Source organism: Winogradskyella sp. ABM4_392 (assembly GCF_056160445.1).
The window spans coordinates 120602-136820 of record NZ_JBSWXE010000005.1 but is presented as its reverse complement, the minus strand read 5'-3'; the positions used below and the strand labels follow the sequence as shown (position 1 = coordinate 136820).

At 32.3% G+C, this 16219-nt stretch carries 19 protein-coding genes; 15 read left to right on the top strand and 4 right to left on the bottom strand.

Annotation, left to right across the window (positions count from 1 at the left end):
• Positions 1 to 11: 11 nt before the first annotated feature.
• Positions 12 to 944, bottom strand: coding sequence for a citrulline utilization hydrolase CtlX (gene ctlX, locus ACXAFS_RS12265; protein WP_475307260.1), 933 nt, complete (start codon positions 942 to 944; stop codon positions 12 to 14).
• Positions 945 to 1128: 184 nt separating this feature from the next.
• On the opposite strand from ctlX, the gene ACXAFS_RS12260 reads away from it, so the two are divergent.
• Positions 1129 to 2868 (top strand): M14 family metallopeptidase, encoded by a 1740-nt coding sequence (locus ACXAFS_RS12260; RefSeq protein ID WP_475307258.1) that lies wholly within the window; start codon positions 1129 to 1131, stop codon positions 2866 to 2868.
• A 17-nt stretch (positions 2869 to 2885) separates the two neighbouring features.
• On the opposite strand, the gene ACXAFS_RS12255 is transcribed toward ACXAFS_RS12260, so the two are convergent.
• Positions 2886 to 3467 carry an NUDIX hydrolase gene (locus ACXAFS_RS12255; protein WP_475307256.1) on the bottom strand — a complete coding sequence of 194 codons (582 nt, stop codon included), beginning with the start codon at positions 3465 to 3467 and terminating at the stop codon, positions 2886 to 2888.
• Positions 3468 to 3588: 121 nt separating this feature from the next.
• Here ACXAFS_RS12255 and pyrE point away from each other — a divergent pair, with 121 nt between their 5' ends.
• The gene (pyrE, locus tag ACXAFS_RS12250) at positions 3589 to 4233 is read left to right on the top strand and encodes an orotate phosphoribosyltransferase (protein ID WP_475307255.1); all 645 of its coding nucleotides are present in this window, start codon (positions 3589 to 3591) and stop codon (positions 4231 to 4233) included.
• Between the two features lie 105 nt (positions 4234 to 4338).
• Positions 4339 to 4734 (top strand): SRPBCC family protein, encoded by a 396-nt coding sequence (locus ACXAFS_RS12245; protein ID WP_475307254.1) that lies wholly within the window; start codon positions 4339 to 4341, stop codon positions 4732 to 4734.
• Here ACXAFS_RS12245 and ACXAFS_RS12240 read toward each other — a convergent pair.
• Complete coding sequence (locus tag ACXAFS_RS12240) at positions 4731 to 5462, bottom strand: biotin--[acetyl-CoA-carboxylase] ligase (protein WP_475307252.1); 732 nt, start codon at positions 5460 to 5462, stop codon at positions 4731 to 4733. The genes ACXAFS_RS12245 and ACXAFS_RS12240 overlap by 4 nt on opposite strands.
• Positions 5463 to 5557: 95 nt before the next feature.
• Between ACXAFS_RS12240 and rsfS the strand changes: the two genes are divergently transcribed.
• The 6 genes from rsfS to ACXAFS_RS12210 all read left to right on the top strand — a co-directional run bounded on the left by rsfS (position 5558) and on the right by ACXAFS_RS12210 (position 10333).
• The gene (gene rsfS / locus ACXAFS_RS12235) at positions 5558 to 5929 is read left to right on the top strand and encodes a ribosome silencing factor (RefSeq protein WP_475307251.1); all 372 of its coding nucleotides are present in this window, start codon (positions 5558 to 5560) and stop codon (positions 5927 to 5929) included.
• Between the two features lie 18 nt (positions 5930 to 5947).
• On the top strand, positions 5948 to 7891 hold the full coding sequence (gene ftsH, locus ACXAFS_RS12230) for an ATP-dependent zinc metalloprotease FtsH (protein WP_475307250.1): 1944 nt from the start codon (positions 5948 to 5950) through the stop codon (positions 7889 to 7891).
• A gap of 102 nt (positions 7892 to 7993) precedes the next feature.
• Positions 7994 to 8602 (top strand): LUD domain-containing protein, encoded by a 609-nt coding sequence (locus tag ACXAFS_RS12225; protein ID WP_138434804.1) that lies wholly within the window; start codon positions 7994 to 7996, stop codon positions 8600 to 8602.
• Positions 8602 to 9423, top strand: a complete 822-nt coding sequence (locus ACXAFS_RS12220; RefSeq protein WP_475307248.1) for a phosphatidate cytidylyltransferase — start codon at positions 8602 to 8604, stop codon at positions 9421 to 9423. The genes ACXAFS_RS12225 and ACXAFS_RS12220 overlap by 1 nt, the downstream gene beginning before the upstream one ends.
• On the top strand, positions 9413 to 10066 hold the full coding sequence (locus ACXAFS_RS12215; RefSeq protein WP_475307247.1) for a phosphatidylserine decarboxylase family protein: 654 nt from the start codon (positions 9413 to 9415) through the stop codon (positions 10064 to 10066). The genes ACXAFS_RS12220 and ACXAFS_RS12215 overlap by 11 nt, the downstream gene beginning before the upstream one ends.
• A complete protein-coding gene (locus ACXAFS_RS12210; protein WP_475307246.1) occupies positions 10067 to 10333 on the top strand; it encodes an acyl-CoA-binding protein in 267 nt (88 codons plus the stop codon).
• A gap of 9 nt (positions 10334 to 10342) precedes the next feature.
• On the opposite strand, the gene ACXAFS_RS12205 is transcribed toward ACXAFS_RS12210, so the two are convergent.
• On the bottom strand, positions 10343 to 11029 hold the full coding sequence (locus ACXAFS_RS12205) for a hypothetical protein (protein ID WP_475307244.1): 687 nt from the start codon (positions 11027 to 11029) through the stop codon (positions 10343 to 10345).
• Positions 11030 to 11164: 135 nt separating this feature from the next.
• Between ACXAFS_RS12205 and ACXAFS_RS12200 the strand changes: the two genes are divergently transcribed.
• The 6 genes from ACXAFS_RS12200 (at position 11165) to ACXAFS_RS12175 (ending at position 16217) form a co-directional block, all read left to right on the top strand.
• Positions 11165 to 12175 carry a hypothetical protein gene (locus tag ACXAFS_RS12200; protein WP_475307243.1) on the top strand — a complete coding sequence of 337 codons (1011 nt, stop codon included), beginning with the start codon at positions 11165 to 11167 and terminating at the stop codon, positions 12173 to 12175.
• Complete coding sequence (locus tag ACXAFS_RS12195; RefSeq protein WP_475307242.1) at positions 12175 to 12636, top strand: nucleoside-triphosphatase; 462 nt, start codon at positions 12175 to 12177, stop codon at positions 12634 to 12636. The genes ACXAFS_RS12200 and ACXAFS_RS12195 overlap by 1 nt, the downstream gene beginning before the upstream one ends.
• A 106-nt stretch (positions 12637 to 12742) precedes the next feature.
• Complete coding sequence (locus ACXAFS_RS12190; RefSeq protein ID WP_475307240.1) at positions 12743 to 13963, top strand: sulfite oxidase; 1221 nt, start codon at positions 12743 to 12745, stop codon at positions 13961 to 13963.
• Positions 13963 to 14430 carry a monoheme cytochrome C gene (locus tag ACXAFS_RS12185; protein ID WP_475307239.1) on the top strand — a complete coding sequence of 156 codons (468 nt, stop codon included), beginning with the start codon at positions 13963 to 13965 and terminating at the stop codon, positions 14428 to 14430. Before ACXAFS_RS12190 ends, ACXAFS_RS12185 begins: the two co-directional genes overlap by 1 nt.
• Entirely contained in the window at positions 14414 to 15340 is a 927-nt protein-coding gene (locus ACXAFS_RS12180) for a sulfurtransferase (RefSeq protein ID WP_475307238.1), read from the top strand. The genes ACXAFS_RS12185 and ACXAFS_RS12180 overlap by 17 nt, the downstream gene beginning before the upstream one ends.
• Before the next feature lies 1 nt (position 15341).
• Entirely contained in the window at positions 15342 to 16217 is an 876-nt protein-coding gene (locus ACXAFS_RS12175) for a sterol desaturase family protein (protein ID WP_475307236.1), read from the top strand.
• The last annotated feature ends 2 nt before the right edge of the window (positions 16218 to 16219 follow it).

Below are 16219 nucleotides of genomic sequence, written 5' to 3'. Positions count from 1 at the left end.
AAAATAGTGTATTACGCTTTTGGTAAAAACACCTCTGCCATCATACAACGTGCACTGCCTCCACCACATGTTTCTATAGTTTCTAAAGAACTTGAAATTATAGGACAGTGCTTTTCAATTTTATTAATCTGGTCCTTTGTTAAACTATTATGTGCAGCTTCACTCATAATTAAATAACGCTGATTATCCTTTCCTCTAAGTTGTAACATATTACCAGCAAACTGATGCATTTGCGCTTCAGAAATTGATATAATTTCTTTACCATCTTCCTTTAGATGCTTAATTACATTTTTGCGCTCTTTTTTGTCATCAATTGTATCTAAACAAATCACAGCAAAAGTTTCTGCTATACACATCATTACATTGGTATGATAGATTGGTAATCGCTTTCCTTCTACGGTTTGATTAGCTACAAAAACTATTGGTGTATATTCAAAATCTTCGCAAAACTCAATTAACAAATCTTCATCTGCTCTTGGTGATAATGCACAGTAAGCCTTTCTATTAACACGATCTAAAATAAGACTACCTGTACCTTCTAAAAATACATCTTCCTCTTCAGCAGCAGTATAGTCTACAATATTTTCAATTTTAAAACCTTCATTTTCTAGTCTAATAAATACCTCATCTCGTCGTTCTTTACGCCTATTTTCTGCGAACATTGGATACAGAGCTATATCACCATTACTATGAAAGCTCACCCAATTATTTGGAAAAACAGAATCTGGAGTATCCATTAATTCATCATCACTTTCTACAACAACATTAATACCTACTGCCTTTAATTTTTCGACAAAAGCATCAAACTCTTTTTGAGCTTCAGCATTGATTTCTGCATTTTTTAAATCAATATCCTCCTGAAAATAATTGTTAACAGCAGTCTGCTCATTCATCCTAAAATTTACAGGACGAATCATTAAAATAGTATCTGTAGTTTGTTGCATTATCTAATTTTTGAAAGTGATGCAAAATTAGTCTTTTTTCTATTTTGAAATTTATGATGTTAACATTTTTTAGATTAAAAATCTGTAAGTTTGAAAGCCCATAATGGGCATTTGGCATACAATGAGCTTTACCAAACATGTAATTAAATTACTGAACCAAAAACTCTTGAAAATTTTTAACTAAATGAGAAAACTTATAATTCTTCTGTTATTTCTTGTATCATGCACAGAAAAAAGTAACCACAATGAAACTATAGATTTCACAACAGTTTTTGAAAAAAGCAACGGAACCGAAACAGCAACATACCAAGAGACTATTCAGTTTTATTCAGATTTAGCAGATAATTACAGAGAAATTTCAATCCGAGAAATGGGTGAGACAGATTCTGGTGAACCTTTACATATTGTAATATACAATCCAACGCAAATTCATAATGATTTTAGACTATTAAGAGATAGAAATAGAATCATGTTAATTAACAATGGAATTCATCCTGGTGAATCTGATGGCATAGATGCTACTATGATGCTTTATAGAGATATTGTACAAGGTAAGGTTAAAGCACCTAAACATACCGTTTTAGTTACAATTCCTATTTATAATATTGGTGGAAGCCTTAATAGAAATTCTGGCACACGCACCAACCAAAATGGACCTAAAGAATATGGATTTAGAGGTAACGCACGTAACTATGATTTAAACAGAGATTTTATAAAGTGTGATACCAAAAATGCAAAGGCTTTTGCTGAAATATTTCACACAGTACAGCCAGATGTATTTATAGATAACCATGTAAGCAACGGTGCAGATTACCAATACACACTAACGCATTTATTTACCCAACACAACAAGTTAGGTGGTAATTTGGGAGCTTATCTCCATTTGGAAATGATGCCAAAACTAGAGCAAAAATTGGCACAAAAAGAGTGGGATATCACTCCATATGTCAATGTTTTTAATCGCACACCTGAGTCTGGTTTTTCTCAATTTTTGGACTCTCCACGTTATTCCACAGGTTATACCACTTTATTTAACACGCTTGGTATGATGGTCGAAACACACATGTTGAAACCTTACAAACAACGCGTTGAAGGCACATATGAATTAATGAAAAGCATGATAGAAATCACAGAAGAAGATGCCGACAAAATAGCTGAGTTAAGAAGTGCTCAACAACACAAATGGAAATCTGGTAACGACTATCCTATTTCATGGGCAATCGATACAACACAATCTACAACGCTTCAGTTTAAAGGTTACGAAGGCCAAATGATAGAGAGTGACCTAACAGGTGCTCAGCGATTAAAATATGACAGGTCTAAACCGTTTACAAAGCCTGTGAAATACCAAAATTTCTTTGTCCCAACAAATAAAGTTACTATACCTAAGGCATATGTAATTCCTCAAGGTTGGCATAATGTAGTAGAATTACTAAAGTTGAATAAAGTAGATTTAAAACCATTTGTAAAGGACACCACTTTAACCGTTGAGTCTTATAAAATTGAGGATTACAAAACAAGAACATCTCCATACGAAGGACATTACCCACACTACAATACTAAAGTAAAAACAACAAAGGAAAACTTAACTTTTAGAAAAGGAGATTATTTAGTAAAAACAGACCAAAAAGCAATACGTTATCTTATTGAAACGCTCGAACCAACAGCACCAGACTCGTTTTTTAATTGGAACTTCTTTGATACCATATTACAACAAAAAGAAGGATTTTCACCTTATGTTTGGGAAGACAAAGCAAAACAGGTGCTTAGAGAAAATCCAACCTTACAAATAGAGTACAACGTTAAAATAAGTTACGATGAAGAGTTTGCAAACAACTGGTTTGCTCAATTAGATTGGCTTCACAAAAAAAGCAAACACTACGAAAAAGCCCATTTGCAGTACCCTATTTATAGATTAAACTAAAAGATCTTTCTAAATAGCTACACCAATAACTTAATATTAGCATAACTATTTTCTAAAGCTTTTTGAGCAGCTTTTTTGTCTAACCATTCTACTTTAGTAATACCTTCTTTTTCTTGCGGATAGAGCTTACCATTAAATTTGGTTTTCATTTCAAACCAATAGGTAATCTTAATTTTATGCCTACCATTGCGCTTAAAAATGTGGTAAGTCGTCGGCAGAGCTTTGGTAATTTTAAGGCCTTCTACTCCAGTCTCCTCTTCTACTTCTCTAATAGCAGTTTCTTCTATAGATTCTTTACCTTCTATCTTACCTTTGGGTAAATCCCATTTATCATTTCTATAGATAAACAACACTTCATTGTTTTCATTATATGCCTTACCACCACCTGCAACAACATTTGGCAACAGTTTTAGAAAATGTTTTAAAAGTTTATCTGGATTATTGTGAATTAAATGTACAGCCTTAAGATCTGTACTATTTAGCATTTTTATAACCTTACCAATGTTAACAGATTTAAGAAGGAAGGATTTAAAATCTGTTTCCTTTTCAACTTTATTAGTTAAAATTATAGGCTTATCGCCTACATAAATAGTGTACATAGATTGGGTTAGTTATAACTTATCAATTGTAAAAGTATTATTTTTTATTAAACCACTTTTAAACTTAGAATTAAATTAGTTTTAAAATTTAAAAACTTATAAAAATCATTAATTTTACGGCATGATTTTTAATAAAGAAACCGCAAAAAAAACCGCAGAAGTTTTACTGCAGATTAACGCAATAAAACTACAACCAAAAGAGCCTTTTACTTGGGCATCTGGCTGGAAATCACCAATATACTGCGACAACAGAATTGTACTCTCTTATCCATTAATAAGAAACTATATAAGAGAAACATTAGCTAGAGAGATTGAAGAACTATACGGAAAACCAGATGTAATAGCTGGTGTAGCAACTGGTGCTATTGGTATTGGAGCCTTAGTGGCAGACTATCTTAATCTTCCTTTTGTTTATGTAAGACCTGAAGCTAAAAAACATGGTCGCCAAAACCAAGTTGAAGGTCACATAGAAAAAGGACAAACTATAGTTGTGGTAGAAGATTTAATAAGCACCGGAAAAAGTAGCCTTAACGCTGTTGCTGCCTTAAAAGAGGCTGAAGTTAATATAAAAGGTATGGTTGCTATTTTTTCTTACGGATTTGATGTTGCGGAAAAAAACTTTAAGGACGCCAATATAGAATTACACACCCTTGGCAACTACGAAAATCTTTTAGAGCAAGCCTTAGATACTAACTACATAACCAAAGCAGAACAAGACATTTTAGCACAATGGAATGCTAATCCTAGTGAATGGAACGCTAATTGATATATTATCGTTGAGTCGTTTAGTTGTTGATTCGTTTAAATCCATTAAAATAAAACGTCATCAACTTAACGCATAAACAAATAAACAACTTAATATTATTAAACAATGAATTTAGAATCACCAAAGGTAACCTTAGATAAAACACCAGAAGAAACTTTCAATTTCTTATCAGACGTTAAAAATTTTGAAACTCTAATGCCTGAGAACATTAGCAAGTTTGAAGTTCTTGACAATGACAAATTTCTTTTTGCTTTAAAAGGAATGCCAGAAATAGTACTTAAGAAAAAAGAAGAGGTTCCGCATAACAAAATTGTTCTAGGAGCAGCTGGCGGAAAGCTAGATTTCTCACTTATTGGTCATATCACAGAAGTTGAAGCTAATAAAAGTGACGTACAGTTAACTTTTAGTGGAGAGTTTAATACCATGATGGCAATGATGATAAAAGGACCAATAAATAAATTTATTGAAACCCTTGTAACCAATATGAAAACTGCGATCTAATAAAGCAAGGTCACTTGTTTTAAATCAAAAGTTTTTATTACATCATCTTCGGTCCAAACGTTAAGTTTACCTGATTCAGTTACACCTTTTATAATTCCAGAAAAGATAGTACCATCTTCATTTTTAAATGTTGAAGGTTTATCTTTTCTGAATAAAAGTGCTTCATATTGCTTTTTTATTACGGCATATTCTTTAGACTCTAATAACTTAAAATAGAATTGGAATTGCGTTAAAATAGCTGATAAAACTTCATCTTTATTATATACAATACCAGTAAGCAAATTCATTGATGAAGCCATAGGTAAATCCACAAAATTCTTTTGATTAACATTTAACCCAAATCCAATAATAGAACCTTTAAGCTGGTTTTGCTTTATTACATTTTCTATTAGCGTACCACAAATCTTTTTATTTGCTGACAAAATGTCGTTAGGCCATTTTATAGAAAGTTGAGGAATTTTTAATTGATTAAGCGCTTTACAAATTGCCAAAGCCACAACCATACTAATATAAAATTGCTTCTCTACATTAACTGTAACAACCTCTTTAAACACACTAGCCGTAAGGTTTTTACCCTCTTCCGTTTGCCATATTGTACCCATCTGCCCTCTTCCTTTTGTCTGATGGTCAGCCACTACAACCGTAAAATCTTTAGGTAAATTAACTGCAGCCATAGCCTTTAGGTAACTGTTTGTAGAGTCAATGGCATCAAGTTTGATAATGTACATACTAATTAACGGTCTATTTTTATAGTTTTCTTATGACATTTAGGGTCTACAAGAACTAAAAAAATAATAACTTTGCATAAATTTAATTCAATTTAATGACGAAAGAAAAAACTAGTGCAGACCAACTCATTACAACAATCATTGCTGGAATAGAAGAGGTTAAAGGAAAAGAAATTACAATTTTAGATTTAAGAGATATTGAAAATACGGTTTGCGATTATTTTATAGTTTGTGAGGGTACTTCTAATACACAAGTTAACGCAATCGTCAACTCCATACAAAAGTTAGTTAGCAAAACCACTAAAGACAAACCTTGGCATGTAGAAGGTACTGACAATGCCGAGTGGGTTTTATTGGATTATGTAAATGTAGTAGTACATGTTTTTCAAAAACATATTAGAGAATATTACGACATAGAAAGTCTTTGGGGAGACGCTAAAATGACGCAAATAGAAACAAGTTACTAAAAAGAGAAAAGGCTAATAATGGCAAAAGACAATAAAAATTTAAATAAAAAACCTAAAGTAAATCCGTATTGGATTTACGGAGTAATCATTGCTATATTCTTATCAATTCAATTATTTTCTGGTGGTTTTGGCGGATCTACTGGCAAGCAGATTAATCCATCACAATTTATAGATTATCTAGACAAAGGTGATGTTGCCAAGGTAGAAATAGTAAACAAACGTGAAGCTAGAGTTTATTTAACCAAAGAAGCTCAAAAACAAGAGGTTCATAAAAACTCTAAACCTCAGACTATTTTACCATCGGTAACTCCAATTCCTAATTATAAGTTTGAATTTGGTGATCTTCAAAATTTTGAAAAAGACATAAGAAAAAGTATAGAAGACAATAATCTTGAGACTGTTGTTGAATATGAAACTGAACAAAATGTTTGGGGAGATTTCTTACTTACACTTTTACCATTCATACTTATCATTGGTGTTTGGATCTTTATAATGAGACGTATGTCATCTGGTGGTGGTAGCGGAGCTGGTGGACAGATTTTCAATATAGGAAAATCTAAAGCTAAACTTTTTGATGAGAAATCTGACACAAAAACATCATTCAAAGATGTAGCAGGTTTAGAAGGTGCAAAAGAAGAGGTTCAAGAAATTGTAGACTTTTTAAAATTCCCAGAAAAATACACTTCTCTTGGAGGTAAGATTCCTAAAGGTGCATTGCTTGTAGGACCTCCAGGAACAGGTAAAACATTATTAGCAAAAGCTGTTGCTGGTGAAGCTAAAGTACCTTTCTTTTCATTATCTGGTTCGGACTTCGTAGAGATGTTTGTAGGTGTTGGTGCCTCTCGTGTAAGAGATCTATTTAAGCAAGCTAAAGAAAAGTCACCATCAATTATTTTTATTGATGAGATTGATGCCATTGGTAGAGCAAGAGGAAAAAACAATTTCTCTGGTTCTAATGATGAACGTGAAAATACATTAAACCAGTTACTAACTGAAATGGATGGTTTTGGCACTAATACAAATGTTATTGTACTGGCTGCAACCAACAGAGCAGATGTCTTAGACAGTGCTTTAATGCGTGCTGGTCGTTTTGATAGACAGATTTATGTAGACCTACCAGATGTTAGGGAGCGTAAAGAAATTTTTGAGGTACACCTTCGTCCGCTTAAAAAAGAAGAAACTCTAGACGTAGATTTCTTAGCAAAGCAAACTCCTGGTTTCTCTGGAGCAGATATAGCAAATGTTTGTAATGAGGCTGCTTTAATTGCGGCCAGAAAAGGAAAAAAAGCAGTTAACAAACAAGATTTCTTAGATGCTGTAGATAGAATTATAGGTGGTCTAGAAAAGAAAAACAAAATTATAACACCAGAAGAAAAACGAGCAGTTGCATTTCACGAAGCTGGTCATGCTACTGTAAGTTGGATGCTAGAGCACGCTGCACCATTGGTAAAAGTTACTATTGTTCCTAGAGGTCGTTCTCTTGGTGCTGCTTGGTATTTACCTGAAGAACGTCTTATAGTAAGACCAGAGCAAATGCTAGACGAAATGTGTGCCGCATTAGGTGGTAGAGCTGCTGAGCAAGTAATTTTTGGTAAAATATCAACTGGTGCATTAAGCGATTTAGAAAAAGTAACCAAGCAAGCAAGAGCCATGGTTACAATTTATGGCTTAAGTGATAAGGTAGGAAACTTAACTTATTATGACTCTTCAGGTCAGTCTGAATATGGGTTTACAAAGCCATATAGTGAACAAACTGCTGAACTTATCGACAAAGAGATTTCTGATATTATTGAAAAGCAATACGACAGAGCAGTAAAACTTTTACAAGAAAATAAAGATAAACTTACTGAACTTGCTGAAGTGCTATTAGATAAAGAAGTGATTTTCAAGGACAACCTAGAAAAAATCTTCGGAAAACGTGCTTTTGACAAAGAAGAAACAGTTGTAGAGGAAGAAGAATAAACTACACTGCAATCATATAAAAAACTTAAATTGACTTCTAGTTAATTTAAGTTTTTTTATATTTGAGAAATGCACTAACCTAGGATTAATAGTAGCAGTTGAATGAGCTTATTTCGTAAACTCTTCGGAAAAAAATCAAATCAGTCCGAAGAACAAATACCAAATCAAGAGCGTGGCAAATATATGCCTGAAATTAAGTTGCCTGCCGACGAACGTTTTACAATAAACTTCAAGGCAAACGGAGGCAAGTTCTTGTATTGTGAAAATATGGACGAGGTAAAAGAAAGTTTCAATGCTATTCTTCATGAAAACCAATGGCACAATGATAAAGTATTTGTTATTGACGAACGTTTATTAGACCTGTTTAAGGATTTCAAACTTAACAGTACCAATAAAATTTCTGAGAGTAAATACTTTTTATCAACTTGTGAATATTTGATTTCTGATGATGGTTCTTTACTAATATCATCTAATCAAATAGCAGAGAAAAAATTAAAAGAGCTACCAGAACATTTTATTATTTATGCCACAACAAGTCAATTTGCAGAAAATATTGGTGAAGGATTAAAAGGTATTAAGGCAAAAAGTAAATCTAAAATCCCAACCAACATTACTACTATAAAGCATTTTAAAACTGCAGACGACAAAGATTTTCTCACCTATGGAAGTAGTGCAAAAAATCTATACCTACTTCTTTTAGAAGATTTGTAATGAAAGAATTCTATATACGTGCCATATCTGGCGTTATCTATGTTTTATTACTTATTGGATCTTTGTATATGCAAAATACGCTAACTGCATTACTAGTCTTATTTGGAATGCTAAGCTTAGTAGAATTTAGTAAACTCATTAAGCTAAAATCAATTGCTCAGTATGTAGTATTTATACTTCTATTTGGAGGTTTTTGGTATTTATGTCTTTTAAATAAAAATGTAAACGGTAGTGATGAAGCAATTCAAATTCTATTAGTCACCACTATTTTTGTCAATCTAATCCTCATAAAAGATTTATTTACAACTAAGCGTATTCCAATATTTAGTTCAAAAAGTTTTATTGTAACTACTTTCTATTTAACAAGTGGTTTTATTTTTATGCTCCTTATTGCTAATTATAAAAATGAATTTACACCCTTATTGCTATTAGGCAGCTTTATACTTATTTGGGTAAATGATAGTGCTGCTTATTTAGTTGGTAAGAACTTTGGAAAACAAAAATTGTTTCCTAGCATATCACCTAAAAAAACTGTTGAAGGATTTCTTGGAGGTTTATTTTTTGCTTGTATTTCTAGTTATTTTATTGCAAAGTATACTGAGACTTTAGGTTTTACAAGTTGGTTAATAATGGGTATCATTGTAAGTGTATTTGGTACTTTGGGTGATTTAATAGAATCAAAATTTAAACGTCAAGCAGGTGTAAAAGATAGCGGAGTTATAATGCCTGGCCATGGAGGTCTTTTAGACCGGCTAGATAGTATTATCTTTGCATCACCATTTATATATTTATTTTTAAGAATACTAAGCTATGTTTCATAAAGAAGGTCATAAAATTATATTTATCACATTAGTCCTTGTTGTAGGCTCATTTTTTGCAATAGATGAGTTTATAACCAACGAATGGCTTAGAAAAGGTTTAATGATAACTATACTTATTTTCTTTATCCTTATTCTTCAATTTTTCAGAAACCCAAAACGCCATACGCATGCTAATGAAAAGCATGCTCTATCACCTGTAGATGGAAAAGTTGTAGTAATTGAAGAAGTGATGGAAAATGAGGTTTTTAAAGATAAACGTATTCAGGTATCTGTTTTTATGTCTCCTATTAACGTCCATGTTACAAGATATCCTATAAGTGGTAATGTAAGTTTTAGCAAATATCATCCCGGAAAATACTTAGTGGCTTGGCATCCAAAAGCAAGTGAAGAAAACGAGCGTACTACAGTAGTCGTTGAGAATGAAAGTTTTGGCAAGGTACTTTATCGACAAATTGCAGGAGCGCTTGCTAAGCGTATTGTAAACTATGCTACTATAAATTCTAAAGCTGTGCAAGGTGAAGACTCTGGTTTTATAAAATTTGGCTCTAGAGTAGATTTATTTTTACCTTTAGATGCTGAGATTAAAGTAAAACTCAATCAAAAGGTAAGAGGTGGTGAAAGTATTATTGCAGAAATGAAATAAATGACTTCAGAAGAACTACATAAAGAGTTTGAAAATGCTGTAGATCGTATTAATGCTCATACCGATCCATTTCCTGCTGACTTTTTGCTTCGCCTATATGCCTATTATAAAAAAGCAACCAATGATTACGGAAGACCAAATAGCCGTAAGCCTATAATTAATGCTTTTAAGACCAATGCACTCTTTCAGGTACAAGACATAAGTCCAGATGAAGCTAAGAAAGAGTATATAAACCTAGTGAATAATTACTTTTTGTACAGAAATTAGTTAATTGATTTAAGCAACTTTTGGTAAATGGATACCTTTCCTTAATATTACAAATCCCATTGCCACTAGCCAAACAACCTTAACATGAAAAAGTGGTTTGTAAACTTCAAAATTATCAGGTATACTTAGAATTATACCCATAGCAGCTAATCCAAGAAGTAAAGTAAACCAGCCCAACCATTTACTAAATATATGCCATTTCAAAAAGGCGAAACCTAATAATACAAGACCAACACCTGAAAATATTCTACCAAAACGTATAAAACATGTTACATATTGGTTGGTAAATAAGATATCGTTCATAAAAGAATCTACTTCTACAGGAGTCATACCAGTAATCTGACCAACTCCCCAAGCACCAAAATTATAATAGTATGCATTTGCTATAGCCAATGAAAAAGTACCAATAATTACCATACCAGCACCTGGTAAAATTAAAACCCTAAATGGTTTTCTGGCTGTAATAGAAACCAATGCAAATAGCGCAATTCCCATAGTTACCCAGCCAAAAATATGAATACGATACATCCAAATCCAAGTCCAAACACTCTCGCCTATTGCCTCAAAATCTGAAGCCTTTATATATTCCCCAATATGGTGTGGAGATAATGCCCAACCCAACCATAAAAGTAGAGCACCCATTATAAATGCCCAGCCAGTAAATCTTGTTTCAAAATCTTTTTGGATATGTACCATTTTCTTAATTTTTTTACTATTTAATCTTTCAAGTTAGAGATACATCAATAATTTTATGTAACATTTGTTACATTACTCGTATAACTGATATTATTAACTTACAAGCTAAAGTGTTTTTTTAACCTGCATGAGTTTATGACTAACAATCAAAATGTTATTATTACAAGACTAACCGCATTGTGGGCATTAAACGAATGTGGTTTGGGTGGATTTATGCATGCGTTGAGCTCCCCTTTTACAGGTATTGTAGTCGGTGGAATTTCTGTATTACTTATTAGCCTTATCGCTTTAAATAGTACTCAAATAAGCGCCTCTTTAATCAAAGCTTTATGCATCGTTTTAATAGTCAAATTGGGTGTTAGTCCACATTCACCAGTAACTGCATACTTTGCTGTTTCTTTTCAGGCTTTTATGGGTTTGGCTTTATACAGTTTATTTTCCATCAATCAAATTACCATTTTATCTCTTAGTATTTTATCATTCTTTGAGTCCGCTATACAAAAACTCCTTACTCTAACTATTATATATGGAGAATCCTTATGGCTAGCTATTGACACTTATCTAGATTGGATAACTTCTAAGTTTAATATCGCATCATTCAAAATTTCATCAGGTTTATTGGCCTCTATTTATATATTGTTTTACATTCTTTCTGGTTTTGTTGTAGGTATTATTATACTTAAAACCATTAAGTTGATGAATACTATAGATGAAAAGAAATTAGATTTTAATTCAATTTATAATTCAAATAATAATGAAGTAAGAAATAAGTCTAAGCGATTAAATAGGTATGTTGTTTTTTGGTTAACCTCTATTGTAATAATTCTTTTACCATTAATATTCTTCAGCGGTAATTATTTCGGATGGAAATCAGGCCTTTATTTAATTGCCAGAAGTTTATTAATAATTGGTTTATGGTATATTGTACTTGCACCAATTATACTGAAAAAAATAAATACCGTTCTAGGTAAAAAAGAAATAAAATATCAGTCAGAAATTAATGAAATTCTTAATCTTTTACCTAGCTTAAAGTCTATAATACGTTATGCCTGGCAAGAAAGTAAATCTCTAAAAGGAATTAATAGAATGCAAAACTTTTTAGCAAAAAGTATTGTATATAGCTTGCATTTTAATCCTTCTAAATAGTGATCTATATAGTTTCTGGTAAAATTGAATCTGGTAAAAGTTCTTTTCTTCATAAATGGATAGAAGATAAAGAGAATGTTGGTGGAATCCTATGTCTTAAAGACAAATACAATATAAGACACGTCTTCGACATAAAATCAAAAGATACTTTTAAAATACAGACAAATAAAGTTGATGAAACTACAATATCGATTGGACGTTTTCATTTTCTTGAGTCAGCATTTAAAAGGGCAAATTCTATAATTGAAGAGGCTCTTATGAATCAAGATTCAGGATACATTATTGTTGATGAACTTGGTAAATTAGAGCTCATAAATAAAGGACTGCATGATTCTGGTAAACTAGTTATTGAAAAAACGAAAGATAATGACAAATTACACTCCATCCTTGTTGTAAGAACATCTTTGTTACAGTCAGTACTTTCTCATTATAGTATTACCAACTATCTAACATTAAAATAACATTGCAACATCTAAAGATGACAGATATGTAACAATGGTTACATAACATTAAACATTTAAAATGTAATTTGTTAAATTACAATCTAATCATTAATATTTTACAGGTTTGAAAAGAAGAGATTTTGTTAAAAAAGGAACTTTAGGATCAATAGCAGCTTTGATAGGTGCTGAAGTTGTTTTTGGGTCTAAAATGCCAGAAGGGTACACACCTTTAGCTCTTCAAGATCCAGATCCCTACAAACTCTTCAATAAGCATAAAGATATGATTGTCTTAAATGACAAGCCTTGGAATATTGAAGCTCAAGCCCATTTATTAGACGAAAAAGTTACAAGTAATCCGTCAATGTTTATTAGAAATAATGGCTTTGTACCAGAAGCTATTGACGCTAAGACATGGACACTTACAATTGATGGTGAATCTGTTAAAACAAAAAAGATATATACATTAGAAGAGCTTAAATCTAAGTTCAAAAAACACACCTACCAACTCACTCTAGAATGTGGTGGAAATGGTCGAGCAGAATTTGATCCACCAGCTAAAGGTAATCAGTGGACTGTTGGTGCTGTACATTGCGCATCTTGGAGTGGTGTAAGACTTAGAGATGTTCTAGAAGATGCTGGTATTAAAAATAACGCAGTTTATATTGGGTATCATGCTGTTGACCAACATCTTAGCAAAGACCCAAATAAAGAACCTATATCAAGAGGTTGTCCAATGTCTAAAGCACTTCAGGATGAAACCTTATTAGCCTATGAAATGAATGGTAAGGACATACCTCTAGTTCATGGCTACCCTCTTCGCTTAGTGGCTGGTGGTTGGCCTGCTTCAGTTTCTGGTAAATGGGTTAATAGAATAAGTATACGAAATAAAATTCATGATGGTGCAAAAATGACTGGTACCGCCTATAGAGTTCCTTGTGAAACTGTAGCACCAGGTGAGAAAGTAAAAGATGAAGACATGTGCATTATTGAATCTATGCCAGTTAAATCATTAATTACTTACCCAAAAACAGGTGCTATCATTAAACATGGAAAAAATCTTGATATAAGAGGTCATGCTTGGGCAGGAGAATTAGAAGTTGCAACAATGGAGTATTCTATTGATTTTGGATCTACTTGGAAAGAATGTAAAGTAGAACCACCTGTCAATAGATTGGCCTGGCAACATTTTAGTGCTTCAATAAGTTTCCCTAAAAAAGGGTATTATGAAGTCTGGGCAAAAGCAACAGATTCAGATGGCATATCACAACCTATGTTATTGCCAGGATGGAATCCTAAAGGGTATCTTAATAATGCCTGTCATCGAATTGCTGTGAAAGTTAAATGATGGAGAAAGAAAAAACATTCAGCAATCAAGTAAAATCTTTACACCAAACACTTTTTGCATTATTAGTGCTTTTTGTTGTTGCCAGTGGTGGTCTGTTATATTATGCAAATAATCCAGATATGTTTAAAAACACTTCTAAAGATATGGTAAGTGTAGAACAAACAGAAGATGAAGACTTAATTGAAAATGGTATTCATGTAAGGACTGGTTTAGTTGATGCTGAAGGCTTAATGGTTGTTGTTAATAACTGTACCAATTGCCATTCCGCAAAACTTATAACCCAAAACCGAATGACAAAAGAACGTTGGAATACTACTATAAAATGGATGCAAGAAACTCAAAATTTATGGGATTTAGGAGGTAATCAAGAAATCATTGTGAATTATTTAGTCACTAATTATCCACCAAAATCCAAAGGTAGACGTATGGGATTGACTAATATAGAATGGTATGAGTTGGAGGATTAGTTTAGTTCTATTATCTGTTGTCTTTTGGTCTTGCCAAAATGAAAAAGTAACCGAACCAAATGATTTGGAAACTGGTGCCTTAATTGAGGTAAACACCCTAAAAAAATATCTTAATGAACCACAAATAAAAATAATAGATTTTAGAAAAAAAGAAGATTACAAGAATGGGCATATAACTGGAGCGTTAAACTTATGGAGATCAGATATTGAAGATTCTTCATATTCATATGGCGGAATGATGGCAAGTAAACAACAGATAGAATCATTGTTTCAAAAACTTGGTATCAACTCTGAAGATACTTTAATAATATATGATGACAGAGGTATGTGTGAGTCTGCAAGACTATGGTGGATATTAAAAAATTACAATTTTAATACTGTCAAACTTTTAAATGGTGGCATTTCGGCATGGATTGAATCAGAGGGAAGCTTAGATACCCTCACACCTATTTTAAAACAATCTGAATTTAAGCTATCTGGAGAACCTAATATGAAACACTATATAAACAAAGAAAAACTCCTTGAATCATTAGGTAAGAACTTTACTATTATTGACACACGAACAGAAGATGAATTTTCGGGGAAATTACTTAAAGCTGGTGCTAAACGTGCTGGTAGAATACCTGGAAGCATTCATGTAGATTGGGCCAATTCTATTGATTATCACGGAAGTAAAAAGTTAAAATCCAATGATGCTATAGAATCAATCTATAAAGATTTAAATATTAAAAAAACAGATTCCATAATTTTATATTGTCATAGTGGTGTACGGTCAGCACATACCACTTTTGTTCTATCAGAATTATTGGGATATAAAAATATTATGAACTACGATGGATCATGGACCGAATGGAGTCATTTTGATGACTTACCTATAGAAAGTGATCATATCTCACAAATTAAAAATTAAAATGGAAAAGTATTTAGACGCATTTATTAACGCATTTGAAGGCACATTAAACTGGACTTGGAAATCAATAGTTTTTGAAGTGCCATGGTACACTAACTATTTTTGGGGACTTATAGCTATATCTATTTTTGTATGGCTATTAGAAATTGCCTTTCCATGGAGAAAGGATCAATCTATTTTTAGACGCGACTTTTGGTTAGATGCATTTTATATGTTTTTTAATTTCTTTATGTTTTCTATTGTTATCAGTGGTTTTTATAAGATTTTAGAATTGTTATTTGCTGAAGTAAATATTACTGCTAAAAGTTTAGCGTTGATAGATATGTCTAATTGGTCTACTGGAATGCAATTACTAGTATTTTTTATAATTCTAGATTTTGTGCAATGGTTTACACACGTGCTTCTACACAGATATAAATTTCTATGGAATTTTCATAAAGTTCATCATAGTGTAAAAGAAATGGGATTTGCAGCTCACTTAAGATTCCATTGGATGGAAAACATCTTATATAAGCCATTAAAAACATTCGGTGTTATGATTATTGGAGGTTTTGAACCAGAACAAGCTTTTATAGTGCACTTTATAGCTATAGCTATAGGTCACTTTAACCACTCCAATATTAAAATAACTTGGGGACCGTTAAAATACATTTTTAATAATCCTGTAATGCATTTATATCATCATGCCTATCATTTACCAGAAGGTAAAAATGGTGTTAATTATGGCATTAGTTTAAGTCTGTGGGATTACATTTTCAAAACAAACTATGTTCCTGAAGATAGCGGAACGATAGAAATAGGTTTTAAAGGCGATGATAAATTTCCTCAAGATTTTATAGGGCAAAACACCTATGGCTTTGGAAAAAACAAAAGTTGATT

Bases quoted from the DNA above. Each gene is read 5' to 3' on its own strand.
- ACXAFS_RS12205 (WP_475307244.1), bottom strand. From the start codon at position 11,029: ATGGTACATATCCAAAAAGATTTTGAAACAAGATTTACTGGCTGGGCA.
- ACXAFS_RS12210 (WP_475307246.1), top strand. From the start codon at position 10,067: ATGACTTCAGAAGAACTACATAAAGAGTTTGAAAATGCTGTAGATCGT.
- ACXAFS_RS12215 (WP_475307247.1), top strand. From the start codon at position 9,413: ATGTTTCATAAAGAAGGTCATAAAATTATATTTATCACATTAGTCCTT.
- ACXAFS_RS12180 (WP_475307238.1), top strand. From the start codon at position 14,414: ATGAGTTGGAGGATTAGTTTAGTTCTATTATCTGTTGTCTTTTGGTCT.
- pyrE (WP_475307255.1), top strand. From the start codon at position 3,589: ATGATTTTTAATAAAGAAACCGCAAAAAAAACCGCAGAAGTTTTACTG.
- ACXAFS_RS12240 (WP_475307252.1), bottom strand. From the start codon at position 5,462: ATGTACATTATCAAACTTGATGCCATTGACTCTACAAACAGTTACCTA.
- ctlX (WP_475307260.1), bottom strand. From the start codon at position 944: ATGCAACAAACTACAGATACTATTTTAATGATTCGTCCTGTAAATTTT.
- ACXAFS_RS12245 (WP_475307254.1), top strand. From the start codon at position 4,339: ATGAATTTAGAATCACCAAAGGTAACCTTAGATAAAACACCAGAAGAA.
- ACXAFS_RS12255 (WP_475307256.1), bottom strand. From the start codon at position 3,467: ATGTACACTATTTATGTAGGCGATAAGCCTATAATTTTAACTAATAAA.
- ACXAFS_RS12185 (WP_475307239.1), top strand. From the start codon at position 13,963: ATGGAGAAAGAAAAAACATTCAGCAATCAAGTAAAATCTTTACACCAA.
- ftsH (WP_475307250.1), top strand. From the start codon at position 5,948: ATGGCAAAAGACAATAAAAATTTAAATAAAAAACCTAAAGTAAATCCG.
- ACXAFS_RS12260 (WP_475307258.1), top strand. From the start codon at position 1,129: ATGAGAAAACTTATAATTCTTCTGTTATTTCTTGTATCATGCACAGAA.
- ACXAFS_RS12175 (WP_475307236.1), top strand. From the start codon at position 15,342: ATGGAAAAGTATTTAGACGCATTTATTAACGCATTTGAAGGCACATTA.
- ACXAFS_RS12225 (WP_138434804.1), top strand. From the start codon at position 7,994: ATGAGCTTATTTCGTAAACTCTTCGGAAAAAAATCAAATCAGTCCGAA.
- ACXAFS_RS12200 (WP_475307243.1), top strand. From the start codon at position 11,165: ATGACTAACAATCAAAATGTTATTATTACAAGACTAACCGCATTGTGG.
- rsfS (WP_475307251.1), top strand. From the start codon at position 5,558: ATGACGAAAGAAAAAACTAGTGCAGACCAACTCATTACAACAATCATT.
- ACXAFS_RS12220 (WP_475307248.1), top strand. From the start codon at position 8,602: ATGAAAGAATTCTATATACGTGCCATATCTGGCGTTATCTATGTTTTA.